The sequence below is a fragment of the Bradyrhizobium acaciae genome, from assembly GCF_020889785.1.
Lineage (GTDB): Bacteria > Pseudomonadota > Alphaproteobacteria > Rhizobiales > Xanthobacteraceae > Bradyrhizobium > Bradyrhizobium acaciae.
The window spans coordinates 60,287-84,099 of the sequence record NZ_JACMYK010000018.1 but is presented as its reverse complement, the minus strand read 5'-3'; the positions used below and the strand labels follow the sequence as shown (position 1 = coordinate 84,099).

23 protein-coding genes and 3 pseudogenes are annotated in these 23,813 nt (G+C 63.9%); 7 read left to right on the top strand and 19 right to left on the bottom strand.

Going from position 1 to position 23,813, the window contains the following annotated elements; translation table 11 throughout:
* Positions 1 to 12 precede the first annotated feature (12 nt).
* From H8A92_RS10980 to H8A92_RS10970, 3 genes are all read right to left on the bottom strand, one after another.
* On the bottom strand, positions 13 to 249 hold the full coding sequence (locus H8A92_RS10980; RefSeq protein ID WP_229195816.1) for a hypothetical protein: 237 nt from the start codon (positions 247 to 249) through the stop codon (positions 13 to 15).
* A 433-nt stretch (positions 250 to 682) separates the two neighbouring features.
* Positions 683 to 763: a pyrroloquinoline quinone precursor peptide PqqA gene (gene pqqA / locus H8A92_RS10975; protein WP_009031067.1), complete on the bottom strand. Its 81-nt coding sequence runs from the start codon at positions 761 to 763 to the stop codon at positions 683 to 685.
* Between the two features lie 340 nt (positions 764 to 1,103).
* Entirely contained in the window at positions 1,104 to 1,502 is a 399-nt protein-coding gene (locus tag H8A92_RS10970; RefSeq protein ID WP_229195815.1) for an EF-hand domain-containing protein, read from the bottom strand.
* 201 nt (positions 1,503 to 1,703) lie between these two features.
* Here H8A92_RS10970 and H8A92_RS10965 point away from each other — a divergent pair, with 201 nt between their 5' ends.
* From H8A92_RS10965 to H8A92_RS10950, 4 genes are all read left to right on the top strand, one after another.
* Entirely contained in the window at positions 1,704 to 1,949 is a 246-nt protein-coding gene (locus H8A92_RS10965; RefSeq protein WP_229195814.1) for a hypothetical protein, read from the top strand.
* 227 nt (positions 1,950 to 2,176) lie between these two features.
* Positions 2,177 to 3,841, top strand: a complete 1,665-nt coding sequence (locus H8A92_RS10960; RefSeq protein ID WP_229195813.1) for a methanol/ethanol family PQQ-dependent dehydrogenase — start codon at positions 2,177 to 2,179, stop codon at positions 3,839 to 3,841.
* A gap of 70 nt (positions 3,842 to 3,911) precedes the next feature.
* Complete coding sequence (locus H8A92_RS10955; RefSeq protein WP_420831306.1) at positions 3,912 to 4,205, top strand: c-type cytochrome; 294 nt, start codon at positions 3,912 to 3,914, stop codon at positions 4,203 to 4,205.
* Positions 4,202 to 5,128, top strand: coding sequence for a substrate-binding periplasmic protein (locus H8A92_RS10950; protein WP_229195812.1), 927 nt, complete (start codon positions 4,202 to 4,204; stop codon positions 5,126 to 5,128). The genes H8A92_RS10955 and H8A92_RS10950 overlap by 4 nt, the downstream gene beginning before the upstream one ends.
* Positions 5,129 to 5,147: 19 nt before the next feature.
* Here the strand turns inward: H8A92_RS10950 and flgL are convergent.
* Positions 5,148 to 5,279, bottom strand: a pseudogene (gene flgL / locus H8A92_RS10945) (flagellin); the annotation flags it as partial.
* Between flgL and H8A92_RS10940 the strand changes: the two are divergent.
* Positions 5,275 to 5,505: pseudogene (locus tag H8A92_RS10940) on the top strand (flagellin); the annotation flags it as partial. The pseudogenes flgL and H8A92_RS10940 sit on opposite strands and share 5 nt — an antisense overlap.
* A gap of 66 nt (positions 5,506 to 5,571) precedes the next feature.
* Here H8A92_RS10940 and H8A92_RS10935 read toward each other — a convergent pair.
* Entirely contained in the window at positions 5,572 to 6,525 is a 954-nt protein-coding gene (locus tag H8A92_RS10935; RefSeq protein ID WP_229195811.1) for an aliphatic sulfonate ABC transporter substrate-binding protein, read from the bottom strand.
* Between the two features lie 120 nt (positions 6,526 to 6,645).
* Here H8A92_RS10935 and H8A92_RS40975 point away from each other — a divergent pair, with 120 nt between their 5' ends.
* Entirely contained in the window at positions 6,646 to 7,017 is a 372-nt protein-coding gene (locus H8A92_RS40975; protein WP_229195819.1) for a hypothetical protein, read from the top strand.
* Here the strand turns inward: H8A92_RS40975 and H8A92_RS10925 are convergent.
* From H8A92_RS10925 to H8A92_RS10915, 3 genes are read right to left on the bottom strand one after another with little or no spacing between them, the layout of a single operon-like run.
* Positions 7,011 to 7,157: a hypothetical protein gene (locus H8A92_RS10925; RefSeq protein ID WP_229195810.1), complete on the bottom strand. Its 147-nt coding sequence runs from the start codon at positions 7,155 to 7,157 to the stop codon at positions 7,011 to 7,013. The genes H8A92_RS40975 and H8A92_RS10925 overlap by 7 nt on opposite strands.
* A 6-nt stretch (positions 7,158 to 7,163) precedes the next feature.
* A complete protein-coding gene (locus H8A92_RS10920; protein WP_233285387.1) occupies positions 7,164 to 8,618 on the bottom strand; it encodes a short-chain fatty acid transporter in 1,455 nt (484 codons plus the stop codon).
* A 52-nt stretch (positions 8,619 to 8,670) separates the two neighbouring features.
* Entirely contained in the window at positions 8,671 to 12,072 is a 3,402-nt protein-coding gene (locus H8A92_RS10915) for a molybdopterin-dependent oxidoreductase (RefSeq protein WP_229195808.1), read from the bottom strand.
* A 132-nt stretch (positions 12,073 to 12,204) separates the two neighbouring features.
* On the opposite strand from H8A92_RS10915, the gene H8A92_RS10910 reads away from it, so the two are divergent.
* On the top strand, positions 12,205 to 12,882 hold the full coding sequence (locus H8A92_RS10910) for a GntR family transcriptional regulator (RefSeq protein WP_229195807.1): 678 nt from the start codon (positions 12,205 to 12,207) through the stop codon (positions 12,880 to 12,882).
* Between the two features lie 19 nt (positions 12,883 to 12,901).
* Here the strand turns inward: H8A92_RS10910 and H8A92_RS10905 are convergent, their stop codons facing one another.
* The 11 genes and pseudogenes from H8A92_RS10905 to H8A92_RS10855 form a co-directional block, all read right to left on the bottom strand.
* Positions 12,902 to 14,062 (bottom strand): acyl-CoA dehydrogenase family protein, encoded by a 1,161-nt coding sequence (locus tag H8A92_RS10905; RefSeq protein ID WP_229195806.1) that lies wholly within the window; start codon positions 14,060 to 14,062, stop codon positions 12,902 to 12,904.
* Between the two features lie 122 nt (positions 14,063 to 14,184).
* On the bottom strand, positions 14,185 to 14,952 hold the full coding sequence (locus tag H8A92_RS10900) for a crotonase/enoyl-CoA hydratase family protein (protein WP_229195805.1): 768 nt from the start codon (positions 14,950 to 14,952) through the stop codon (positions 14,185 to 14,187).
* A gap of 32 nt (positions 14,953 to 14,984) precedes the next feature.
* Entirely contained in the window at positions 14,985 to 15,767 is a 783-nt protein-coding gene (locus H8A92_RS10895; RefSeq protein WP_229195804.1) for an SDR family NAD(P)-dependent oxidoreductase, read from the bottom strand.
* Positions 15,768 to 15,785: 18 nt separating this feature from the next.
* Positions 15,786 to 17,036: an acetyl-CoA C-acetyltransferase gene (locus tag H8A92_RS10890; RefSeq protein ID WP_229195803.1), complete on the bottom strand. Its 1,251-nt coding sequence runs from the start codon at positions 17,034 to 17,036 to the stop codon at positions 15,786 to 15,788.
* Positions 17,037 to 17,273: 237 nt separating this feature from the next.
* Positions 17,274 to 17,537: pseudogene (locus tag H8A92_RS10885) on the bottom strand (helix-turn-helix domain-containing protein); the annotation flags it as partial.
* Between the two features lie 3 nt (positions 17,538 to 17,540).
* A complete protein-coding gene (locus tag H8A92_RS10880) occupies positions 17,541 to 17,882 on the bottom strand; it encodes a hypothetical protein (RefSeq protein WP_229195802.1) in 342 nt (113 codons plus the stop codon).
* A 489-nt stretch (positions 17,883 to 18,371) separates the two neighbouring features.
* Positions 18,372 to 20,612 (bottom strand): NADP-dependent isocitrate dehydrogenase, encoded by a 2,241-nt coding sequence (locus tag H8A92_RS10875; protein ID WP_229195801.1) that lies wholly within the window; start codon positions 20,610 to 20,612, stop codon positions 18,372 to 18,374.
* 486 nt (positions 20,613 to 21,098) lie between these two features.
* Positions 21,099 to 21,359: a hypothetical protein gene (locus H8A92_RS10870; protein ID WP_229195800.1), complete on the bottom strand. Its 261-nt coding sequence runs from the start codon at positions 21,357 to 21,359 to the stop codon at positions 21,099 to 21,101.
* A 67-nt stretch (positions 21,360 to 21,426) separates the two neighbouring features.
* Positions 21,427 to 21,870, bottom strand: coding sequence for a nuclear transport factor 2 family protein (locus H8A92_RS10865; protein WP_229195799.1), 444 nt, complete (start codon positions 21,868 to 21,870; stop codon positions 21,427 to 21,429).
* A 40-nt stretch (positions 21,871 to 21,910) separates the two neighbouring features.
* Positions 21,911 to 22,648, bottom strand: coding sequence for an alpha/beta fold hydrolase (locus H8A92_RS10860; protein WP_229195798.1), 738 nt, complete (start codon positions 22,646 to 22,648; stop codon positions 21,911 to 21,913).
* A 72-nt stretch (positions 22,649 to 22,720) separates the two neighbouring features.
* Positions 22,721 to 23,671, bottom strand: a complete 951-nt coding sequence (locus H8A92_RS10855) for a SphA family protein (RefSeq protein WP_229195797.1) — start codon at positions 23,669 to 23,671, stop codon at positions 22,721 to 22,723.
* Positions 23,672 to 23,813: the final 142 nt, after the last annotated feature.

The following is a 23,813-nucleotide window of genomic DNA, read 5'->3' as shown; positions in this document are numbered from 1 at the left end:
TCTCATCACGCTCTAGCCCGCGGACGGTTTGCCGTCGGTGCCGGCGCGATCATTGGTGTGCGGATATTCGCAACGCCAACGGACCGCGGTCCATTTCGGATGTTCGCCGACCCATTGCGCGATGTAAGGCGGCGCGGCCACGGCGCATTGCTGCAGCGAACCATTCCAGTTGAACACCAGATGCTGCTCCTCGCAGGTGGCGGGCGACAGCACGGCACATACAGTGACGATCAGATCAATCGGGTTCATGCGCGATCCCTAAGCGTGCTCATGAAATAGATACCACGACGAAATACGTAGTCGGCCAAATGAGGGTTTCACAGCCCCGTGAAAGGACAGGAACCTGCCCTGGCGGAGCGCCCGGTGGTCCGACTCCGGAATTCACCCGCACCGACCTCGGCGTAGGCACTGGGCGGCAGCGATCGCCGCGCACACCACGCCCCCGAACGCGCTCGCTTGATTTCGAGATTCGTGGTCGCCGGGCCGCCGCCTTGAGCGTAACTGCAAGACAGACCGATGCAGCCCGCAAATCGCGCAGGCGGTGTCAATCTCAAGGTCTTTTTGGAGAGGATGCGAGGGAAGCTATGCGCCCGGCAGCATCGCGGCCGCGGAAGACACCTGCCCGGCTCGATGCAGCAAGCTGCACGAACCGGGCAAGCTGTCTCACGTTACTTGTCTTGGATTACTTGCGCGCCGCGCAGGCGTACATGTTGATTTCCATGCCCACCGGCACTTCGACGATCTTCGGTGTTTTCCAGGCCATTTCCTTCTCCCAAGTATAAGTTGGCGCAAGCCTCGCGCCGCGCGGCAAGCTAGGGCTGGCTTTTCCAGGGCGCAAGCAGGGCTGGTAAAGGCCCGACTTCGCTGCTGGACATGCCGAAACGGACGACGGCTCGCTGACGTCTGCCCGGATTTGAAACGGCTGGGAAATTCCGACACTGTTCTGTCAGGCATTTTCCGGCTGCCGGGCAGCGACGCACGGATAAGCAGACCCGATTGCGCCGGCCGAGTCTTGCCCAAGAGCGAAATCGCAACTTTTTTTGTTATGCGCGGCATCCGGCGTCAGTCTCCGGAATCGCCCGGCCAAATTCGCCGGCACGCGCCTATTTGAGCAAGCGCAGCAGTGCCCGGCCGGCGCGCGATTTCAGCTCTTTCGCATCCAGCGTTCCGTCGTTGTCGGGATCGGCGGCCTTGAAGCGCTGCTCGACCACCGCAAGATACTCGTCGAGCGTCAGGGTGCCGTCATGATCGGGATCCGCGGCGGCGAGTTCTTTCGCGGTAAGCCGACCGCGCAATTCGCGCAGGTCGAGTGTGCCGTCGTGATCAGGATCGAGCTTCGCGAACAGATCGGCGGCGGCCTTCTTGGCTTCGGCAAGATCGACGGTACCGTCGTTGTCGGGGTCGAGCAGCTTGAGCGCGTTGCGACCGCTGGATGCCGCCAAGACGGGACCTGACAGGACGGCCATGGTCAAAGTCAAAGCAAGTGAACGGCGAGAAATCATCGTTGGTCTCCCTTGAGTGCCGCTCCGCCGAGGTTGCGGAGCGCGCCCTGCGATCGATGCCCATCATAGCAGTCAGGCGACCCTTCCTGCAGCTGGTCTGAGCGGCGAGAGCCTGTCGGGTTTCGGGTGGTAACGGATCGACCCCACGGATCATCTGTGGCGTTCTGCCGATTGCATTGCACCGCAACGCGCGAGGTGACCATGAGCGATGTTTGCAGGACCACGTTGGGCTGCCTTGTTGCGCTCGGCCTGATCGCGCCCGTGTCCGCGCAGAACAGGCCCCTCGGCGCCTCGGAAGGGGCGATTCAGCAGCGCACGCTCACCGGGAAGGAGCGGCTCGGACGCAAATGGACCGACGAGCAGCGCATCGACAATTGCAATGTGCCGCCCGACAAGCGCGGTACCAAGCCGCGTCCGAGTGCCTGTCCGCATGCGCCCTCGAGCTGACCGAACCGTTCGCGCTGCGATATAGCGGCGAGCGGCGCTGGCGTTGCGTATTCCACGAGACGGTAAGCTACGGACGCATCAGCGAAAACTTTACCCGCCCAACAGGGCTTGTGCGGTTGGCTGGGGTTCGTTCACGTTTTCGTATTGACCCGTTTTGGTTTCAGGCCGATGGTTCCGTTCGCAACGTCAGGAATAGGCGTGCAGAAAAGGTTCATTGGGAGGATAGGATGAGACGCATTGCGCTGGCCGCAAGCCTCGTGATTCTTGCATCATACGGTGCAAGCGCCCAGACCACCGATCAGTTGGTCAAGGGTGCCACCGACACATCGAACGTTCTCAATTATGGAATGGGTTACAACCTTCAGCGTTTCTCGACGCTGAACCAGATCAACAAGGACACCATCAAGAATCTGGTGCCGGTCTGGAATTACAGCCTCAACGACGACCGCAGCGAGGAATCGCAGCCGCTCGTCTACCAGGGCGTCCTTTACGTCACCACGCACAACGCCACGATTGCGGTCGACGCCAAGACCGGCAAGCAGATCTGGAAGACCAAGGTCGAATATCCCGCCGAAACGCCGCGTATCGTCTGCTGCGGCATCATCAATCGCGGCGCCGCGCTGTATGACGGCAAGGTGTTCCGTACCACCCTCGACGCCAATGTGATCGCGCTCGATGCCAAGACCGGCAAGGAGCTGTGGCGCCAGAAGGCTGCTGACATCAAGGAAGGCTACTCGATGACGGTGGCGCCGCTGGTCGCCGACGGCGTCGTGATCACCGGCATCTCGGGCGCCGAATTCGGCACCCGCGGCTTCATCGACGGCTGGGATCCCGCCACCGGCAAGAAGCTCTGGCGGACCTATTCGATCCCGACTCCGGACGAGCCCGGTGGCGACACCTGGAAGGGCGACACCTGGAAGCTCGGCGGCGGATCGACCTGGATCACCGGCTCCTATGATGCCGAACTGAACACGGTCTATTGGGGCATCGGCAATCCCGGACCGTTCAACTCGGCGGTGCGTCCCGGCGACAACCTCTACACCTGCTCGGTGCTCGCGCTCGATCCGAAGACCGGCAAGATCAAGTGGCACTACCAATTCTCGCCGAACAATCCGTTCGACTATGACTCGGTGGCCGAGATGGTGCTCGCCGACATGAATGTCGAGGGCAAGCCGACCAAGGTGCTGATGGACGCCAACCGCAACGGCTTCTTCTACGTGCTCGATCGCACCAACGGGAAGCTGCTCGCGGCCAATCCCTATGTGAACGTCAACTGGGCCACCGGAGTAGACCTGAAGACCGGACGCCCGATCGAGACCGACGTCGCCAAGGATGCGCGCGACGGCAAGAAGGTCACGGTCTACCCGTCGATCCTCGGCGGCAAGAACTGGGAGCCGATGTCGTTCAATCCGCAGACCGGCCTCGCCTATGCCAACACGCTCGCGTTCGGCGGCAAGTACAAGGCCGAGCCGGTGACGTTCAAGCAGGGCGAATGGTATCTCGGCATGGACCTCACCGATCCCTGGGAATGGGGCACCGGACCGCGCGGCCATCTCAAGGCGATCGATCCGATGACCGGCAAGGCGAAGTGGGAAGCGCCGAGCGACATTCCGCGCTTCTCCGGCGTGCTCTCCACGGCTGGTGGCGTGGTGTTCTCCGGTCAGTTGACCGGCGAATTCGAGGCGTTCGACGCCGACACCGGCAAGAAGCTCTGGCAGTTCCAGACCGGCTCGGGCATCGAAGGACAACCCATCACCTGGCAGCAGGACGGCGTGCAGTATGTCGCCGTCACCTCGGGCTATGGCGGCGTCTATTCGCTGTTCTCCGGCGACGAGCGGCTTGCCAAGGTGCCACCCGGCGGATCGCTGTGGGTTTTCGCGGTCAAGAATTGAGCGCGGAGCACACGTGACTGAAAGAGTAACCCTGTTGACGGCGGCGGTCTTCGCCGCCGTCGCGGCGGCCTTGATCACGCTGATCCCGGCTGCCGCACAGCAATCCAGTGCACTCGACCTCCCGGGTCAGACCGACCAGGGCAAGATGACCTACGCCAAGAACTGCTCGCATTGCCATGGGCCCAACATGGTCAACTCCGGCACCATCACGCCGGACCTGCGCGGGTTTCCCGACGACAAGACGCGCTTCGTGACCACCGTGAAGCAAGGGAAGAACGGCAAGATGCCGCCCTGGACCGACATCCTGAGCGAGCAGGAGATCGCCGACGTCTGGGCCTTCGTGTCGAGCCGGAGGACCCCATGAGGGCCCGGCTGGCGGCCGCCGCGACCGCCCTGCTCCTCGCCATATCGGCGGCAGCGCATGCCGCCGACGAGCCGCTCAAGGTTTGCCTCGACGAGGATCTTCCGCCGCTGTCGGCCCATCATCGCGGCAAGCCGGATGCCGGCTTCGATGTGGCACTCGCGCAAGTGATCGCCGAACGGCTCGGGCGGCCGCTCAAGATCCAGTGGTTCGAGAGCAAGCTCGACGAAGATTCGAGCCCGGCGCTCGAAGCCAATGCGTTGCTGTCGGACGGGCGCTGCTCGCTGGTCGGCGGCTACGCCCTCACCACGGACTCGCTGAAGATACCCGGCGTCCCGACGGCAAAGCTGCCGGACTTCGAGGGCGCCACCCGCGACGATCGCCGCCGGCGGATCCCGATCGGCGTCCTGGTGCCGAGCCAGCCCTACATCTATTCGCCGATGACCGTCGTGCTCGGTCCCAAAGCCAAAGACAAAAAGATCACCGATATCGGCGACCTCTCCGGCCTTCGCCTGACGATCGAAAGCGGCACGTTGGGCGATGCCATTCTGATGACCTTCGGCAAGGGCAAGCTGATCGAAGACATCACCCACCTCGTGCCCGGCCGCAGCGACCTGCTGGGAGAGCTCGAGCACGGCGAATTCGACGCAACGCTGCTCGACCTCCGCCGCTTCGACGCCTACCGCGCCAGCCGTCCGGACACCAGGATCACCGCTTCGGGCTATTATTATCCGATCGGCGCCAATCGCGGTTACGTTGCGCTCGAAACCGACAAGGCGCTGCTGGAGGCTGTCAACAAGGTGCTGTCCGACCTGCAATCCAAGGGCACCATCGCCGAGCTCGGCAAGGCGGCGGGCCTCACCTGGCTCGCCCCGCGCGAGCCGATCGTCCTCGGCGATGTCTGGCTGAAGATCCTGAACCGCTGAGCCGTTCGCCGCGGCCCGGCTATTTCAGGTAATTGGCCGGGTTCATGCTCTGGATCCTGGCGATTGCCGAATAGGACGCCGTCAGCTGCGCCTGATAGGTGGAAGGCTGCGCCGTCATCGCAGCGACGTCGACGCTGGTGAGATTGGTCACCTCGGCTTCCGACGACGCCGCCGGCTTCGCGATCTCGACCCGTATCTCCTCCGACATCACGACGCTGCAGCAGGCCGCCACCAACCCGGCGCAGGCGACCTCGATCCTGCAGACTGCCGACGGCGGCGCGTCCAACATCTCGGACATCCTGGCCCGCATGAAATCGCTGGCTTCCGAGTCCGCCTCCGGCATCCGTTTCGAGCTCGCGACGGCGGCGACGCAGGCGCGTGAGGCACCGCAAGTGATCTCGCCGCCGCTCGCAGCGGCCTCCTGACCGAGCCGTCGAAACGGCTCAGGAGCCGGGCGTCCATTTCCAGACGATATCGGAAACGTTGACCGGCTTTGGGATCAGCCCGATCGCCTTGAACCGGTCGGCAATCGCCTGCTGGCTCCTGACGATCTCGGCGTCGACCGGCACCACCTGGTAGTTCGAGCGCGCGACGAAGCGCCTGATCGCCTCGATGTCGACGCCGGTCGCCTCGGCCTGCGCACGGGCCACCTCCTCGCGGTGGCCAGCAGCCCATTTTCCTTCAGCAGCGAAGATCGCGTTGAGCTTCGCAACGATGGACGGATACTTTGCAACAAAGTCCGATCCGGCGATGTAGAATGCGTTCGGCTTGTGCACGTCCTTGTCGAAGGCGATGACGCGCACCTTGTCCTTGATCTCCGCCAGCGCCAGATAAGGGTCCCAGATCGACCACGCGTCGACAATGCCTCGGGAGAAGGCGACGGTTGCGTCCGCCGGCGCCAGCGGCGTCGGCGTGATATCGCTCCAGGACAGGCCGGCCTTGTCGAGCGCCGCGACGAGCAGATTGTGCGCGCTCGAGCCCTTGCCGAACGCGACGCGCTTGCCCTTGAGGTCGGCGAGGGTCCTGATCGGGGAGTCCGCGGGCACGATGATCGCCTGGTTGCTGCCATCAGACGTCACCGCCGCCACATACTCGATCTTGGCCGCGCCCGCCTGTGCGAAGATCGGCGGCGTATCGCCGACGAAACCAAAATCGACGCTGCCGACATTGATCGCCTCAAGTAGCGGCGGGCCGAACTGGAAGTCGATCCACTTCACCTCGATGCCGAGCGGCTTGAACGCGTCCTCGACCGTGTGACGCTGGCGGACGGCCGGAAACAGGCCGCCCTTCTGCGTGCCGATGCGGATCTCGGCCGGCTTGTCCTCGGCCCTGGCCGGAAGGACCACGAATGCCGACAGCGCCAGTGCGGCTGCAAGAATGGTACGTCTGGTCGTCATGACAGTCCTTTCAAAGGTTGCCGTTCAGATGTTGCGTGAATTCGATGATGGCTGACCGCGCGCCTGGCGGCGCTGCAAGTGCGCCCTCACCGCGCGCTCCGCGGCGCGTGCGGAGCCGAAATGGCCGCCGTCGAGGCCGTCAAAGGCGCGGTCCGAGGAGAAGAAGCAGAAGCCGCCGGCATCGCTGACAACGATGCCGGCGGTGCGATCCGATACTTCGATGACGTAAGCTTGAGACGTTTGGACCTTGGAGACTTGTGCGTGGGACATGCGTGCTCGATCGCCGAACGACGGCGCTCCTGTCTGATTGTCGGGTGCTTTGATTTTCTAAGCGATCAACAACAGACGCCGGTCGCCGCCGAGACGCAGCGATGCTGCATGCGGCTTCGCATGTCGCACGTCAGGCTGCGGTGGGGATGTCTCATTGCGGTGACCTTGAACGACGCGGATATCGCGTATCAATATCCGGCCGAACCGCGTCGCGGTCAATGAAATGACTGACCAAAGATGATGGGCCGGCGCGATGCCTCGTTCGCGACGGGCGGGAAAAGCAGCACAGTTTTGGTGACGGCGGGTACGAACCGGCGAATTTGCGGATATTGGCCGGGCAGCGCGTGCTGCTGCCCGGTCATGATCGCTCAGGGCAGGATCGGCGGGTGATAGGTGAAGGTCGCCATCAGGATCGCCGCCAGCAGCATCACGATCGGGAAGTGGATGAAGAACTGCACCGACGTGTAGCCGATCAGGTCCTTCGACTTCAGGCCGAGAATGCCGAGCAGCGGCAGCATCCAGAACGGATTGATGAAGTTCGGCAGCGTCTCGGCGATGTTGTAGACCATCACCGTCCAGCCGAGATGCGCGCCGATATCGTTGGCCGCCTTCATGATGTAGGGCGCCTCGATGATCCACTTGCCGCCGGCCGACGGCACGAAGAAACCAAGCAGCGCCGAATAGATTCCGACCAGGAACGAGAACACGGTTGAATTGCTGGAAGCGCCGACGAACCAGTGCGCGATCGTGTCCGACAGTGTGGTGCCGCTGCTGTTCGGCACCTTGGTCAGGATCTGCGCGACGCCGGCATAGAACGGAAACTGCAACAGCACACCGGAGACGCTCGGCATCGCCTTCGAGAACGACTCGACCAGGCTGCGCGGCCGCCAATGCAGCACGATGCCGAGAATCAGGAAGACGAAATTGTAGGTGTTGAGCCCCGACAGCGTGATCAGCGGATTACCCGACTGGAACGTCTGCCATAGCCAGCCGGCGGCGAGGACTGCGATCAGGATCGTCAGCAGCGGGCTGAACTCCAGCCAGTCGCCCGGACGGGCCGGTTTCCTGACCTCGATGCGGTCATCGTCGAGCGCAACGCCGAGATCCTCCGCCGTCTTCGCCTGCTCCGCCGCCGGCGTCGTGAAATAGCAGATCGCGGCAGAGACGACGGTCACCGTCGCGACCGTGACCATGTTTTGCCAGGTCAGGATGGTTTCCGAGAAACCGATCACGCCGGTGATCGGCAGAAGCGATGCCGGAATGCTGCCCGCATTGGCCTGGAGCTGCGCGGCTGACGACGTGATGCCGAGGGTGAAGCCGCAGCCGAGCCCGAGATAGCCGGCCGCGCCGGCCGCCCGATAGTCGAGCCGAATGTCGGTGCGCCGCGCGATCTCCCGCACCAGGAGACCGGAGAAGATCAGGCTGAGGCCCCAGTTCAGCAGCGAGAGAAAGATGCTGAGCACGCCGACGAAGACCACCGCGCCGCGCCCGGTCCTCGGCACGCTCGCGAGCCGCGCAAGCACGGCCGCAATCGGCGGCGACATCGCCACGACATAGCCGCCGATCGCGACCAGTGCCATCTGCATCGTGAAGGGAATCAGATTCCAGAAGCCATCGCCGAACGCGCGGCTGACGGCGAGCGGTGAACCGCCATGCAGGATCGCACCTGCGGCAACCGCAATCACCGCGATCAGGACGAAGACGTACGCATCCGGAAACCAGCGTTCCGCAAACGCCACCAGAGCCTGCGAAAAGCGCGCGATGATATTGTCCGCGACAGGTTTTCGTAAGCCCACAGTTTGGTCATGCGTTGCATTCGTCATCAATCTGATCCCCTTCCGGTGATGCGGTTCGTTTTCAATCTTGATTGGTCATTCAAAGCGCGAGTGTAAGGTCGGTGAGCGGCACGGCCTGGCAGGTGAGGCATTGCCCCTCGCTGCCGTCGACGGGCCCGAGATGGGTGAACTCCCCATCGACGACCTCGACCGCGCAGCTCTCGCATTGCCCGACGCGACAGCCGCTCGGCAGCGCGATACCCGCAGCACTTGCCGCATCGAGCAGCGTCCCCTGCTCCGGTCCCCACGAAAAGCTCTGCTTGCTGCTCGCAAGCCGGATGGTCCGCGGCGCGAGGTTGTCCGGCACCGATGGCGGCGATACGAAGCTTTCAGCAAAGATGTCGAAGCGCGGCACGCCGAGCGCCGTCACGGCCTCGATCTGCTCCGCAACGAAATCCGGTGAGCCGCAGATGTAGACGAGCGGCCGTCGCGCCACGAGCGGCTTGACCTGTTCGAGATCGAGTCGCCCCTTGCGCAGCGAAAACGAGGCGGCCTCGCCCTGCGCGAGCGGCGCGGAGTAGAACGTCATGCGTTTCAGCCCCGGCGTGCTGGCTTCCAGTTCCGCAAGCCGCTGCGCAAATGGATGCTCGCGATTGCTGCGGCAGCCATGGAGCAGCAGGATCTCCGGCGCGCGTTCTTCCGGTGCTACCTGTTGAAGCGTTTCGAGATGACTGATGAACGGCGTGATGCCGATGCCGGCAGCGAGGAAGACCAGCGGCCGCGGCCCCTTCAATGGCGGCGTGAAGATGCCGCCCGGAGGCTCCAGCAGCACCTCGTCCCCGACCGCAAGACCATGCAGGCGATCCGGCATGAAGAACGGCGCGTCGCCGCTCCGCACCTCGTTGAAGAACCGCCCCTTCACCGCAATCGACAGCGCGTCGGGCAGATCGCCCGATCCGGTCAGAGAATAGGCCCGCGCTTCCGCTGTGCCGGGCAGCGAGATCATCACGTGTTGGCCCGGAAGGACGTCGGGCAGCGGGCCGCCGTCAAGCGGCCGCAGGCTGAAGGCGATGACGTTATCGGCCTCGGCGCGGCGCGCGGCAACCGTGAAACGGCGCTTGCCGCTCCAGACGCCGCGGCTTGCCACGGCATCGCGTCTGATCTCGCAGACGATCGCGCGCAGCGGGACGGAGCCGCTGACCGGATCGCGCGCATCGTCGTGCAACACCGCGTTGATGTTGCGGGTGCGGACTCCTGACGTCGCGGAACGATCGCGACCAAGCGGCGGACAATCCTCCCACCAACCGAATTCGGCGACGACGACACGATCGTCGAGCGCCGCGTTGAGCCGCACCTTCAGACGCACGGCACCGCCTCGCGTCTCGACCACGGCCCAGTCGCCTTCCACAAGCCCACGCCGCGCGGCGAGCTGCGGGTTGATCTCGACGGCCGGGTCCGGTGACTTGCGCCGCAATGAGGCGATGTGCCGATGCGAGGAGTGAACGTACCAACCGCTTTTGGCGGTGGAGAGCACCAGCGGAAAGCGTTCGTCCGCCGCTGTCGTGAGCGGGCTGCCGACCGGTTCGACATGATCGGGCAACGGGTCATGCCCATGCCCCAGCATCAGCTCCGAATAAATCTCGACCCGGCGCGTCGGTGTCGCAAAGCCCGCCGCCGTGCCGTCCTCGCGCGTGATGGCGTATTTTTCGTCACGGAATGCCTGCGGAAAACGGCGGCCTTCGGGATGCGCGCGCAGGTCCTCGACATCGATGCCGAGCGGCGCGAGCTGATAATTCCAGCCGGCCCTGATGTCGCCGCCGAAGAACAAGTCGCCCATGCCGAGCTTCAGTGCGAGCGCAGCGGCGATCTCGTAGTCTGCCTTCACTTCACCGATCGGATCGACCATACGCGGGCGAAACTGCACGGTCTCGACGGCCTCCTGCGTGATCTCGAACCCGATCTTGAGGGCGTCGCGCTCCCACGGCGTGCTGGCCGGCAGCACGAAATCGGCGCTCTCCGCGGTCGGGTTCATGAACATGTCGATATGAACCTGGAATTCCAGCGCATTCAGCGCGGCCTTGTTGCGCTCGGAATGGCCCTGCGAGACGACGAAGTTGGTGCCGAAGGCGACCAGCGCACGCACTTGATAGGGCTCGCCCTCGAGCACGGCCCGGCTGAAATCGCGCGCCGTGATCCAGCCTTTCGCCGGCGGGCCGAGCGGCAGTTCGGCAATGCCCAGCGCCTTGGCCTGCTGCTCCGGCGGCAGGATGTTGTAGTCGTTGAGAGGACGTGTCGGCGGCGGCACCGGCCAGCGATTGCCGCCGGGCCGATCGCAGGCGCCGGTCAGCGCGTAGAGTGTCGCGATCGTACGCTCGATCGCGGTGGCGTTGGTGTGCTGACCGACGCCGGTCCAGGAATGATAGGCAAGCCGCGGCCGGGCCGCGAGCAGCGCGTTGAACGCGTCGATATCGGCGACATCAAGCCAGGTCAGCTCCGCCACGCGCTCCGGCGTGTAAGGCGCGGCGCGCTCGACGAGCAGTTCGAACGCCGTTGCTGCCGATATCATTCTCCCATCGCGTGCCTGGATCGACAGCGCACCGCGTAGTTGGCCGTCGCTCGTCGTTGCGTAGCGCGTATCGCAAGATACCGGCGAGCCCGACGCGTCGAGACGCACGAACGCATCAGGCGCGCCATCCGGCCACAACGCATCGGCGCGCAGGAAGCGCCCGGTGGTACGGTCGACCAGCAGCGACCCGTTGGTCCATGCGCCGACGAAGTCTGCATCGAAGCTGCCGGTCGCAATGAGGTGACGGATCGTGCCCATCGCAAGCGCGCCATCGGCACCAGGACGAATGCGCAGCCAGAGATCGGCCTGCTGGCCCGAGCCGTTCGGCTTGGGATCGACGACGACGACCTTGGCGCCGCGGCGCCGCGCATCGGCGATCCGCGTCGCCTGGGCCAACCAGGTGCGCGCGGGGTTGTGGCCCCACAGGATGATCGCATCCGCATTGTCGTAATCGGGAAAGCCGATGCCGCGGCCGAACGTCAGTGCGTGCGCGTAGTCCTTGTGCCAGCCGCAGATCTCGACCGCATAGATCAGGTTCGGGCTGCCGAAGCCGCGGATGAAGCGCTCGACCCACTCGAAGCTGTCGACCGTCGGCGTGCCGCTCGGCGTCGTGACGCCGAACGCCACCGACTCGGCGCCGCTCTCAGCGCGGATCCTGCCGAGCCGCTCGGCGATCTCGGTCAGCGCCTCGTCCCAGGATACCTCGATCCAACCGGGATCGGTGGCATCGCGCGGCCGGGTCCGCTTCAGCGGGACAGTCAGCCGGCGCGGGCTGCCGACGATTTCGGGGGCGGCGCGGCCCTTGGCGCAGAGCGCGCCACCGGTCGGGTGGTCATTTAATACCTCCACGCCGACGAGGCGCCCGTCCTCCACCACGGTGACGGCACCGCAGCGCGAGCGACAAAGCGTACAATAGCCGGGTAGCCGCTGTTTCACCGCCGTCTCATGGCTATGACGCATTTTTGTAGTGCGTTACACATTTACGTCATACGCTACTGCTCCCGTCAAGGCTAAGTAATAATCAGGGACGAATCGGTGTTCCCAACGAGAAGGCGGCTGCGACCTCCCATGGACCAGAATTTGCGCGAACAGGTGCTGCAACGGGTGCGCGCCGAGATCATTTCCGGGCAGAGCCTTCCGGGCACGATGTATTCGGTGCCGAGTCTTGCCGCGAGCCTCGGCGTCTCCTCGACGCCGGTGCGCGAGGCGCTGCTCGAGCTCAGCCGCGGCGGCCTGGTCGAGCCGATGCGCAACCGCGGCTTCAAGGTGGTGGAGCCGACGCTGACCGAGCTGCGTAATTTGTTCGACATGCGCGAGGTGCTGGAGCTGCACGCCGCCGTGCTGGTCGCAGCCAATCCGCCTAAGGATCTACCAACCGTACGCCGCTGGGCCGATGAGATCGCGCGGGCCGTCGAGACCGACGACGTGCAGCTCTACCTGGAAGCCGACCGCGCCTATCATTGCGAGTTCATCGCCGCCGCCGGCAACGAGCTCTTGACCGAGATGGTGATGGGCCTGCGCGACAAGATGCGGCTCTACGGCATCAGCTCACGCGCCGGTCACGAGCGGCAGCAGGCCTCGGTGCCCGAGCACTACCGGCTGATCGAACTCGCGCTCGCCGGCGAGACCGACGCGCTGCCGACTCTGCTGCGCAGCCACATCCGGTCCTGGGAGCCGATCTTCGTCGATGCATTGATGCGCTCGAAGGAGCATGTGCGCGAGCCGCTGCGGCAGGTACGCGGCTGACACGCGGAGCGAAGGCCTTCTAGTCCAGAATGCTCTTGTAGTTCTCCGAGAAGACGTCGCGGCCGATGATCAGCCGCATCACTTCGGAGCTTCCGGCCAGGATCCGATTGACGCGCGCATCGGTGAACATGCGGCTGATCGGATATTCATCCATGTATCCTGCGCCGCCGTGCAGCTGCACGCCGAGGTCGAGCATCTTCCACTCGACTTCGGACGACATCATCTTGGCCTTGGCGCCCATGTTGCTGGTCAGGCGTCCCGCATTGTGCTCTGCCACGCAGTGATCGACATAGACCTGCACGAGATCGATTTCGGCATCCATCTCGGCCATGCGGAACTGGGTGTTCTGCTGCTCGGCGAGCGGCCTGCCGAACAGCTTGCGCTCCATCACGTAATCGCGCGTGATGTCGAACGCCTTGCGGCCGTTGGCGATCGATCCGACCGCGGAGATCAGCCGCTCCTCGGCAAGGCCTTCCATGAGGTAGTAGAAGCCCCTGCCCGGCTCTCCCAGCACGTTCGCCTTGGGCACCTTCACATTCTGGAAGAACAGCTCTGCGGTGTCCTGCGCCGGCATGCCCATCTTCTTGAGATTGCGGCCGCGCTCGAAACCTTCCATGCCGCGCTCGACGATCAGAAGCACCATGGCGTGCTTCTTCTCGGCACCTGCGAGCTTGGCCGCCACGATCACGACGTCTGAATTGATGCCGTTGGAGATATAGGTCTTCGAGCCGTTGAGCAGGAAATGATCGCCCTTGTCCTCAGCCGTCGTCCGCATGCCGGCGAGGTCTGAGCCCGCACCGGGCTCGGTCATCGCGATCGCCAGGATGGTCTCGCCGCTGACGCATTTCGGCAGGAAGCGGTCGCGCTGCTCCTCGGTGCCGAAGCGCTTGAAATAGGATCCGACCAGGCGGCTGTGCAGCGTGTTGAACCAGCCCTTGCAGCCGGAGCGCGCGGTCTCCTCGATGATGATCTGCTCATAGCGGAAATCTTCATCGCCCATGCCGCCGTATTTTTCCTCGGGCCAGATCATCAGGAAGCCGAGGTCACCGGCCTTCTTGAACGCGCTGCGATCGACGATGCCGGCCTCCCGCCACTCCTCCATAAAGGGCGTGATCTCGCTTGCGAGGAACTTGCGATAGGAATCGCGGAAGATGACCTGATCTTCGGTAAAGCTGCGCATCAATCACCCAATAGCGCTGTCATGGACACCGGCCGGCCTACGGCGAGGCACCGGTACAAAAAATTCGAGCGCCGGTTCTGCTGCAATCAAAACCGGCGCTCCGTCGTCGAAACAGTCGAGCCTTACTTGCCCTTCCAGTTCGGCGCGCGCTTTTCGGCAAAGGCAGCAGCGCCCTCGCGGGCATCCTCGGAGACGAAGACAGGACCGACGATCTCCTGCTGCTTCTTCCACATCTGGTCTTCCGGCCAGAGCCGGGATTCGACGACCACCTGCTTGGACGCCTTCACGGCGAGCGGGCCGTTGGCGCCGATCGCGGCTGCAAGCTCAAGCGCGGCCTCGAGCGCCGGGCCATCGGTCACGCGGTTGATGATGCCGAGTTGGTGAGCGCGCTCGGCGCCGAAGAATTCGCCGGTCAATGCGAATTCCATCGCCACACGGATCGGCATCTGGCGCGGCATGCGGATCAGGCCGCCGGCCGCAGCCGCCAGCCCGCGCTTCACCTCGGGTATCCCGAACTTGGCGTTGCGGTTGGCGACGATCATGTCGCACGACAGCGCGATCTCCATCCCGCCGGCGAGCGCGTAGCCGTCGACGGCCGCGATCAGCGGCTTCTTCGGCGGCGCCTCGGTGAGGCCGGCGAAACCGCGGCCCGGGATCGACGGCCGCTCGCCCTTCAGGAACCCCTTGAGGTCCATGCCCGAGCAAAACGTGCCGCCGGCGCCGGTGATGATACCGACGCTCAGCGCATCATCGGCGTCGAGCCGGTCGAGCGCCGCGGCCACGCCCTTGGAGAGCGCGAGGTTGGCCGCATTCTTGGCTTCCGGCCGGTTCAGGGTGATGATCAGTATCGGTCCGCGGACTTCAGTGAGGACCGGCGTTTCTTCGGACATCGCTTTCGTCTCCTGTTACCGTACCGAATCGCCTAGCGCGGGGCCATGCGAATGGCGCCGTCGAGGCGGACGTCTTCACCGTTGAAGTAGCCGTTGGTGATCATGGTCAGCGCCAGCTGCGCATACTCCTCCGGCATGCCGAGACGCTTCGGGAACGGCACCGACGCGCTGAGCGCGGCCTTGACGTTCTCGGGTGCCCCCTGCAGCAGCGGCGTGTTGAAGATGCCCGGCAGGATGGTGTTGACGCGAATGCCTTCGGCCATCAGGTCGCGCGCGATCGGCAAAGTCATGCCGACGACGCCGGCCTTCGAAGCCGAATAAGCCGCCTGCCCCATCTGGCCGTCCTCGGCCGCGACGGACGCGGTATTCACGACCGCACCGCGCTCGCCGTGCTCGAGCGGAGACAGCGACAGCATGCCCTGCGCCGACTTGGCTATGCAGCGGAAGGTGCCGACGAGGTTGATCTGGATGATGCGGTTGAAGGCATCGATCGGGAAGTGCGTGGGCTCGCCGGTCTTCTTGTCGCGGCCGGCGGTCTTCACCGCGTTGCCGGTGCCCGCGCAGTTCACCAGGATGCGCTCCTGGCCGTGCGCCGCACGGGCCTTGGCGAAGCCCGCATCGACCAACTCGTCGGAGGTGACATCGACCTTGCAGAACACACCGCCGATTTCCCTGGCGATGGCTTCGCCCTTCTCTTCGTTGAAGTCGAAGATCGCGACCTTCACGCCTTGCGCTGCGAGCGCCCGCGAGGTGGCCGCGCCGAGGCCGGAAGCGCCGCCGGTGACGACGGCGGCGACCGATGAATCGAGTTTCATGGCAGTGTCCTTTCGCGATCAGATGCGTTCGATGATGATGGCCGGCGCCATGCCGCCGGCGGCGCACATAGTGACGAGACCATAACGACCGCCGCTGCGTTCGAGCTCGTCGAGCGCGGTGCCGATCAGGATCGATCCGGTTGCGCCGATCGGGTGGCCGAGCGCGATCGAGCCGCCGTTGATGTTGACTTTCTCGCGATCGAGATCGAGGTCACGGATGAACTTCTCGGCAACAACAGCGAACGCCTCGTTGATCTCCCAAACGTCGATGTCGTCCTTGGTCAGGCCGGCCTTCGCGAGAACCTTCTTGGCCGCCGGAACCGGCGCGTTGAGCATCAAGGTCGGATCGTCACCCTGGTTGGCATAGGCGACGATGCGGCCGCGCGGCTTGAGGCCGTGCTTCTCGGCATATTCCTTCGACGTGATCAGCACCGCGGCGGCGCCGTCCACCACGCCCGAGCTGTTGCCGGCATGATGCACACCCTTCCACTCAAGGCCCGGATAGCGGCGCTGGATCTGCTTCTTGAAGGTCACGCCGTTGCCGAGATCGAAATCGGCAAGCTGCTCGAAGCTGGGCTTCAGCGACGCCAGCCCTTCGGCGGTGGTCTCGGGGCGCGGGAATTCCTCACGACCGAGGGCGACGCTGCCGTCGTCGTTGAGAACGGGGATCACCGACTTGGCGAAGCGGCCTTCATCGATCGCCCGCTTGGCGCGCTGCTGGCTCGTCAGCGCCAGCGCATCGCAGGCCTCCCGGCTGATTCCTTCGCGCGTGGCGATGGCGTCGCCGCACACGCCCTGGTGCGACTGCGGATGAAGCTCGTCAAGCGCCGGATTGCCCGAGCCCATCATCCGCGCCGGCTGGCCGGCCTTGGAGCGCTCGGCGGCGAGGACCTGCTGGTAGCTCATCATCTCGGTGCCGCCGGCGATGACGCAATCCTCCATCCCCGACATCACAGAGGCTGCCGCGAGATTCACCGACGTGATGCCGCCGCCGCAGAAGCGATCCAGCGTCGTGCCGCTGGCGTTGATGTCGTAGCCGGCCGCGAGCGCCGACATGCGTCCGAGATCGCCGCCCTGCTTGCCTTCCTGGGTCGACGTCGACCAGATGATGTCATCGACGGTCGACGTATCGAGCTTGTTGCGCTCCTTGAGCGCGGCGAGCACCGTTGCTGCCAGTTTCTGCGGGTGCAGGTGCGACAGCGCCCCTTTGCCCGGCTTGCCAACGCCGCGCGGCGTGCGAACCGCGTCAATGATGTATGCTTCAGACATGCGTTTCCCTTTGCTTTGGATGTCTCGTTGTAATGGGCCCGTGCCGATGGTCCCGACCATTTTCCGCAGTTGCCTGCCTCGGAGCAAGCCGAGGCGTCAGCGCTGCGGTGTCACCGCGAGCGGTCCGGCAACCGGGTTGCGCTGGTCGTCGAAATAGCGCGAGTTGATCAGCATGGACGGTTGCGCCGTTTCGAATGCGGGCTTGTCGCGGCTCTCCGCCAACAACGGCGCGCCGGGCGCGGCGGCGTGCGGACCCAGAGCATATTTCTGCTCCTGCGGCAGGTAGATTAACTGGCCGATCTGGGTGAGCGTCAGCGTGAGACGGGAGACCGTGGATCGCGGAAGACCACAGCGATCGGCGATTTCGCGATTGCCCAGGCGTATGCTTCGACCTTCGAAGCAACGCACGATGTCGAATGCGCGCGACACCACCTGGATCACGCGACGGTTGTCCGTGCCGGCGCTGTCTTGCGCCATCAGTACCTCAGATCGACGTCCCATCGTTTACGTCTCACTCCTCATGTTTGCTACGGGTGAACGAAACCAGCTCTGCTTCGCGCGCGGAAGGCGGCGATCCGCGACGTCACGGCCAGGCGCGCAACGCGCCGCGGCCTGCGCGCGCGGACTTGTGTGCAGGATCTGGCAGCAGGGATCGGCGCGGGTTGTGCCGGTGATGATCGCGGTGGTCTTTGCACGCGCGGCAAAACTTGCGGCATGCTGGACGAAGCCGCGCTTGGCCTGTTCGAGACCGGTCCGCACGGAGCCGATGCGCGGGTGGATTTCCAGCCGAACGAAGCCGCGACCACGCGGGGCAAGCAGCTTCGGTTCTCTTTGGCCGGCCGGCATCAGGCGGATTCTTTCCCTAGGGTTTTGCCTTAATTAATTGATTAATTAGTTAGCCGGGTGATTAAAGTGGGCGCGCCTCCCTGTCAACCGTCCCCGGCTGCAAGGCACCCCCGCTTTCCGCCAACCGCTCGGTCACACGGCGTTCGCAGATCCGTCGTGAATGCCGTGAGGATGCACCCCGGGGTCGAACGAGCGATCGCGCGCGACCAGGGCATGCAAAAGCAGCCGCGGGACTGCGCGTCACGGCCTTCGACCGGTCAGCGGGACGGCTTGCCGGCCGATGCAAAACGCACGCGCATGCAGTTGCGATCGACGATCAGGAGACGGTTGGGAGGATTCAACAAGCGCGCAGCCGGCGTCGGAATCGACGCGGCTGGCGGCCGGTGCGGCCGTTACGAGAGCAAATCTAAGCTCTGAAAGCTCGATGGGCGCAACAGGGCTCCAACCTGGGACCCGCTGATTAAGGGTCAGCTGCCCCCCCGCAGCCCCCTACGAGTTTCCCATTTGCGCAAGTGTTGCGTTGAACGTAGCGCTCGGGCGCATCACGGCTTCGCATTTCTTTGGATCAGGCAGGTAATAGCCGCCGATGTCCGCGGGGTTGGCCTGGACCGCCGCAAGCTCAGCGACAATCTTCTCCTCGTTGCGGGCGAGCGCCGCAGCCAGCGGGGCGAACAGCGCCTGCAGCGCGGGATCCTCCGACTGAGCAGCAAGCTCCTGTGCCCAGTACATCGCGAGGTAAAACTGGCTGCCCCGATTGTCCAATTCGCCAGTCCGCGGCGATGGCGACTTCCTGTTGTCCAGCAGCTTGCCGGTCGCGGCATCGAGCGTTCTGGCCAACAGCTTCGCCTGCTGATTGCCGGTCTTCAGGCCAAGGTCTTCGAGGGAGACGGCCAGAGCCAAAAATTCACCCAGCGAATCCCAACGGAGGTGGTTCTCCTCAGCCAGTTGCTGCACGTGCTTGGGCGCAGAGCCGCCAGCGCCGGTTTCGTACATGCCACCACCGGCCATGAGCGGAACGATGGACAGCATCTTGGCCGAGGTGCCCAGCTCCATGATGGGGAACAGGTCGGTCAGATAGTCGCGCAGGATGTTGCCGGTGGCACTGATCGTGTCGAGGCCACGAACGACCCGCTCCAATGTATAGCGCATGGCGCGCACCTGGCTCATGATCTGAATGTCGAGGCCAGTGGTGTCGTGCTCGTGCAGGTACATCTTGACCTTCGTGATGAGCTGCGCCTCGTGCGGACGGTACGGGTCGAGCCAGAACAGGACCGGCATACCGGAGTTGCGGGCACGGTTGACGGCGAGCTTGACCCAGTCCCGGATCGCGGCGTCCTTGACCTGGCACATCCGCCAGATGTCACCTTGCTCGACGTTCTGGCTGAGCAGCACTTCGCCGGTGGCAAGATCGGTGATGTTGGCCACGCCGTCCTCGGCGATCTCAAATGTCTTGTCGTGCGAGCCGTATTCCTCGGCCTGCTGAGCCATCAGACCAACGTTTGGCACGGTGCCCATGGTCTTCGGATCGAATGCACCGTGCCATTTGCAGAAGTTGATCATCTCCTGATAGATCCGGGCGAAGGTGCTTTCCGGCATTACGGCCTTGACGTCCTTCAGGCGGCCGTCGGCCCCCCACATCTTGCCGCCGTTGCGGATCATGGCCGGCATGGATGCGTCGACGATGACGTCATTGGGAGAATGGAAATTGGTGATGCCCTTGGTCGAGTCGACCATCGCCAACTCGGGCCGATGCTCATGGCACGCGTGCAGGTCGCGCTTGATCTCGTCCTGCTTGCTCTCTGGCAGGCTCGCGATCTTGTTGTACAAGTCGACCATACCGTTGTTGACGTTCACGCCTATCTCGTCGAACAATTGGCCGTGCTTGGCGAAGGCATCGCGATAGAAGATCTTCACGCAGTGGCCGAACACGATTGGGTGAGACACCTTCATCATGGTGGCCTTGACGTGCAGCGAGAACATCACACCAGTCTTGTGCGCGTCCTCGATCTGTTCCTCGTAGAATTCCAGGAGCGCCTTCTTGCTCATGAACATCGAGTCGATCACCTCGCGGTCCTGCAGCGCCACCTTGGGCTTGAGCACGATCGTCTTTCCACTCTTGGTAATCAGCTCCATCTTCACGTCACGCGCCTTGTCCAGCGTCATGGATTTTTCGCCGTGGTAGAAGTCGCCATGGTGCATGTGTGAGACGTGCGAACGCGAGGCCTGGCTCCATTCGGCCATGGAGTGCGGATTCTTGCGCGCATAGTTTTTCACCGCCAGCGGCGCGCGGCGATCGGAATTGCCCTCGCGCAGCACCGGATTCACCGCGCTGCCAATGCATTTGGCGTAACGCGCCCGGATCGCCTTCTGCTCGTCCGACGTGGGGTTCTCGGGATAGTCCGGGATGTTGTAGCCCTTCCCCTTGAGCTCCTTGATCGCCGCCATCAGCTGCGCCACCGAGGCGCTGATATTTGGCAGCTTGATAATGTTGGTGCCGGGTAGCAGCGTCAGCCGGCCCAACTCGGCCAGGTTGTCGGGCACACGCTGCCCTTCGGTCAGGAATTCGGGAAATTCACCGAGGATCCTGGCTGCTACCGAAATGTCGCTGGTAGCGACGTTGATCCCGGCCGCAGTCGCAAATGCCCGCACGATGGGCAAGAACGCGACCGTCGCCAGCGCCGGGGCTTCATCGGTCAGCGTGTAGATGATGGTGGGCCGTGTCGTGCTCATACGCTGGCTTCCTTAGCATGGCGAGGTTTTGGATGCGGCAACAGTCTGATCTCTGTCCATCGGACAAGTTCGCACAGTCCCAAAATCTGGCACCTATGATGAGCTTCGGCAACTGATTTGTGCCCGGATTAAGCAGTGAGAAGCAGCGACATGATCGACACGGCAAGCACGGCGAGGACTTTGGAGAGTCGGCCGAGCCAAGCGTGCTGAGCCGCGACCATGCGACCATCAGCCATCGGGCGCTGCCAGGCTCTAGCTCAAGGCCCCTCGACGAAGCACAGCCTGCAACGTCCCCCACGGAGCAACCTCGATCATGCGAGACAACGGCGGGGATACGCTTTTCAGATAATCAAAGGAGGTACGATGAAGCCAAGTCATACATTGATTGCGCGTTTATCGTCCACAACGACCGTACCAATTTCGCACCAGAAACGACCTTCGCGACTTCTCAAAGGCTCTCACAAAGAATGATGGCGGCCTGTTATGTCATCGGCAGGAAGCATCACTCTGCCGATGTCCGCTCGATAGCTGGGTCAAACCGAATCCAATTCGGTCCATCGAACTTCTGCAACTGCATCGATCGGATAATGTTCGTTCGGCATCGATCGTCGGCGCATAGGTCTCATAGGTGGCTTCGGCGACGATATTGCGCACCGCGTCACCCAGACCACCTTCAAGCCCTTGATCCGAAATCGTCGTTCGACACTCGGCAAGACGGGCCTTCGCCGTTTTCAGCCAGCCGTCCACAGGTCCGTCCATTAGCGCGAATAGAGACGCGCGATCGGCAATCCGCCGAGCAAGCCCTGACAAAGTGTCACATGCTCTTGGCGACTGGCGCTACGACCGGCTTGGCTTCACCGAACATCGCCGGATCGATCGTCAACTGGAAGCGTTTGAAGCGCCAGCCGTCCGCCATGCGCCTGACAATGCAATCGCCGCCCGCAGTTGCGATCGCGACCGGCCCGATCGCGATGTTCATCTTAGTGATGTAGAAGCGATAGCGTGCGCCGTCCTCGTGAGGATCTACGACGTGGTTGGTGAGGAAATGCCGCACGCCGTCTTCCTTGCCGGCGGCGATATGCTTGGTGATGAATTCCTTCACCGCGGCGGGGCCGACGAATTCGCCGTAGGGGGCGACGAAGACGCCGTCGTCGGCAAAGCCGGAAGCGAAGCCGCCGGCGTCCTCGCTGTCGAGCCCGATATAGGTCCGCGCGGTGAGTTCCTGGATGTCGATCTTGTCTTCGGTCGTGATGGTCATCGATAGTCTCCCTTTGGTTTCGGTTCTTGAATGAATGGACTCAGGCGGAGGCGATGTGCCGCCGCAGCAACGCATTGAAGGGCTCGCCAACCTTCTGGACCGCGTGACCGGCACCTTGCAGGCAGTGGCATTCGACGTTGAACAGGTCGGCGAGCCGCCCGCTGATGCCGTCAAAGGCTTCGCTCCAGCCGCCGGTGATGACGAGCTTCGGGAAGCCCGCGTCGGCGACCGCGCCGACCGGCACATCAACGCTCCAGGGACGCTCGGTGACGAGGACGCCGGCCGCGGCGTTAACCGGCGGGGGAAGCGGATCGGGCATCGGCATGTTCATCTCGAGCGCTGCCAGGAAGCCGGTCACGAATGCGTGGCGTTTCGTCCGATCGGCGGTGGCCCAATGCTTGCGCATCGCCTCCGCTACGCGGCGGACCGGGGCGAGATCCGACGCCAGCGCAAAGGCCGGCGGCTCGATGACCGTGAGCGAACGCACGAGGTCGGGACGCCGGCCCGCGGCGTTCATCGCAACGATCCCTCCCATCGACGTGCCGACCAGATGCGCGCCGTCGCCAAGCAACTCGACGACATCAGCCGCGTCGCACAGGACATCCACCGCATCGATCGGTGGGGTGTCGCCGTAGCCGCGGCGCGTCATGACGGCGAGGGCGAAGCTCTCGGCCAGCGGTTTCTGCTCGCCGAATGCGGCGGCGCCGACGCCAAGACTGCCGTGAACAAGGACGATCCGATCCCCTCCACCACCCCAATTTTCAACTGCGTAGGACATCAATGTTCTCCAATATGTGCGATCGGACGCCCACGTAGCGCTGTGTCAAGCGCTGCGCCGGCGCGAATGCTGCTATTTGCGAAACGATGTACGCGTCGGCGCAGCGGCCGGAGCATCGGGCGCCCACAGACGGTAGCTCAGGTTGGCGAACACCGTGAAACCGCGCGAGACGGCCGCGCTGTCGATGCCGGGCACCGCCGTCCCTCCGGAAACGTTGGCCGACAGTTCGTGCGTCGCCCACAGGCTCAACGCGGCGGGACCGAAATTGTATCCGACCAGCGCGCCGGCGGCCCAGATGTCGTAACGCTTGAGGTTGACCGCCCCGCCATAGAACGCACTGGACTTGTCGTCGCTCACCTGTCCGACATAGTAGGCGACCGGACCGAACGTCCAGTTGCCGATGGTCTTGGTCGCAGTGAATTCGGCATGCAGCACGTTGCCGCTGGTGTAACCGGTCACCGAGCTCGCGGTGTTGATTTCCTCGAAGACGTTGGCCGTAAGATTCCAGCCGTCCTTGAAATACGAGACCACGAGGTTCGGCTGGAACGTCCACCAGGGCGCGCCTACATCTCCGAGCCCGTTCGGGCCCGCGGTGGTACCGGTCGGCATCCACATGCCGAAGCCCGTCTTGACGTACACACCGCTGTCGCCGAGTTTCCAGCTCAGCTCCGCCGGCGCCAGGAACGTATTATGCATCCCGAGCGGATTGACGTTCACCGGCGAGCCGACGTCTAGCATCATGAACGGTTGCACGATGACAGCATCGTAGCTTGCGCCGAACACCGTCCATCCGGGCACCCAGAGCAATCCTGCAGCCCCGGCCGCGATGTGAACGGAGGTCTTGCCGCCGCCCGCGGCGGTCGGCGCGCCCGGACCGACGATCGATCCCGAATAGGCTACCGCCTGGTCGAACATGTAGAGGCCGGCCGGCGGCGTGATCGCGGCATTTCCGAGCACGAGGCCCGGCTTCTGCGCCGAGCCGATATAGCCGGCCTCGAACGCAGAAGCTTGCGTGCAAGCCATCGTCAGACCGACGGTCAATCCTTTGGTCAATATCCGTTCAGAAAACATGTCCCCTCCGATCCACAGCTTCCTGCTCTCATCACCGGATGGCGGCGGCAGGTTTCGTTGGCCGGATTGTTGGACAGAGGGTGGCGCGGCGCTA

Coding starts and splice junctions, on each gene's coding strand:
- H8A92_RS10980 (WP_229195816.1), bottom strand. CDS start 249: ATGAACCCGATTGATCTGATCGTCACTGTATGTGCCGTGCTGTCGCCC.
- pqqA (WP_009031067.1), bottom strand. CDS start 763: ATGGCCTGGAAAACACCGAAGATCGTCGAAGTGCCGGTGGGCATGGAA.
- H8A92_RS10970 (WP_229195815.1), bottom strand. CDS start 1,502: ATGATTTCTCGCCGTTCACTTGCTTTGACTTTGACCATGGCCGTCCTG.
- H8A92_RS10965 (WP_229195814.1), top strand. CDS start 1,704: ATGAGCGATGTTTGCAGGACCACGTTGGGCTGCCTTGTTGCGCTCGGC.
- H8A92_RS10960 (WP_229195813.1), top strand. CDS start 2,177: ATGAGACGCATTGCGCTGGCCGCAAGCCTCGTGATTCTTGCATCATAC.
- H8A92_RS10950 (WP_229195812.1), top strand. CDS start 4,202: ATGAGGGCCCGGCTGGCGGCCGCCGCGACCGCCCTGCTCCTCGCCATA.
- H8A92_RS10935 (WP_229195811.1), bottom strand. CDS start 6,525: ATGACGACCAGACGTACCATTCTTGCAGCCGCACTGGCGCTGTCGGCA.
- H8A92_RS40975 (WP_229195819.1), top strand. CDS start 6,646: ATGGCCGCCGTCGAGGCCGTCAAAGGCGCGGTCCGAGGAGAAGAAGCA.
- H8A92_RS10925 (WP_229195810.1), bottom strand. CDS start 7,157: ATGACCGGGCAGCAGCACGCGCTGCCCGGCCAATATCCGCAAATTCGC.
- H8A92_RS10920 (WP_233285387.1), bottom strand. CDS start 8,618: ATGACGAATGCAACGCATGACCAAACTGTGGGCTTACGAAAACCTGTC.
- H8A92_RS10910 (WP_229195807.1), top strand. CDS start 12,205: ATGGACCAGAATTTGCGCGAACAGGTGCTGCAACGGGTGCGCGCCGAG.
- H8A92_RS10905 (WP_229195806.1), bottom strand. CDS start 14,062: ATGCGCAGCTTTACCGAAGATCAGGTCATCTTCCGCGATTCCTATCGC.
- H8A92_RS10900 (WP_229195805.1), bottom strand. CDS start 14,952: ATGTCCGAAGAAACGCCGGTCCTCACTGAAGTCCGCGGACCGATACTG.
- H8A92_RS10895 (WP_229195804.1), bottom strand. CDS start 15,767: ATGAAACTCGATTCATCGGTCGCCGCCGTCGTCACCGGCGGCGCTTCC.
- H8A92_RS10890 (WP_229195803.1), bottom strand. CDS start 17,036: ATGTCTGAAGCATACATCATTGACGCGGTTCGCACGCCGCGCGGCGTT.
- H8A92_RS10880 (WP_229195802.1), bottom strand. CDS start 17,882: ATGCCGGCCGGCCAAAGAGAACCGAAGCTGCTTGCCCCGCGTGGTCGC.
- H8A92_RS10875 (WP_229195801.1), bottom strand. CDS start 20,612: ATGAGCACGACACGGCCCACCATCATCTACACGCTGACCGATGAAGCC.
- H8A92_RS10865 (WP_229195799.1), bottom strand. CDS start 21,870: ATGACCATCACGACCGAAGACAAGATCGACATCCAGGAACTCACCGCG.
- H8A92_RS10860 (WP_229195798.1), bottom strand. CDS start 22,648: ATGTCCTACGCAGTTGAAAATTGGGGTGGTGGAGGGGATCGGATCGTC.
- H8A92_RS10855 (WP_229195797.1), bottom strand. CDS start 23,671: ATGGCTTGCACGCAAGCTTCTGCGTTCGAGGCCGGCTATATCGGCTCG.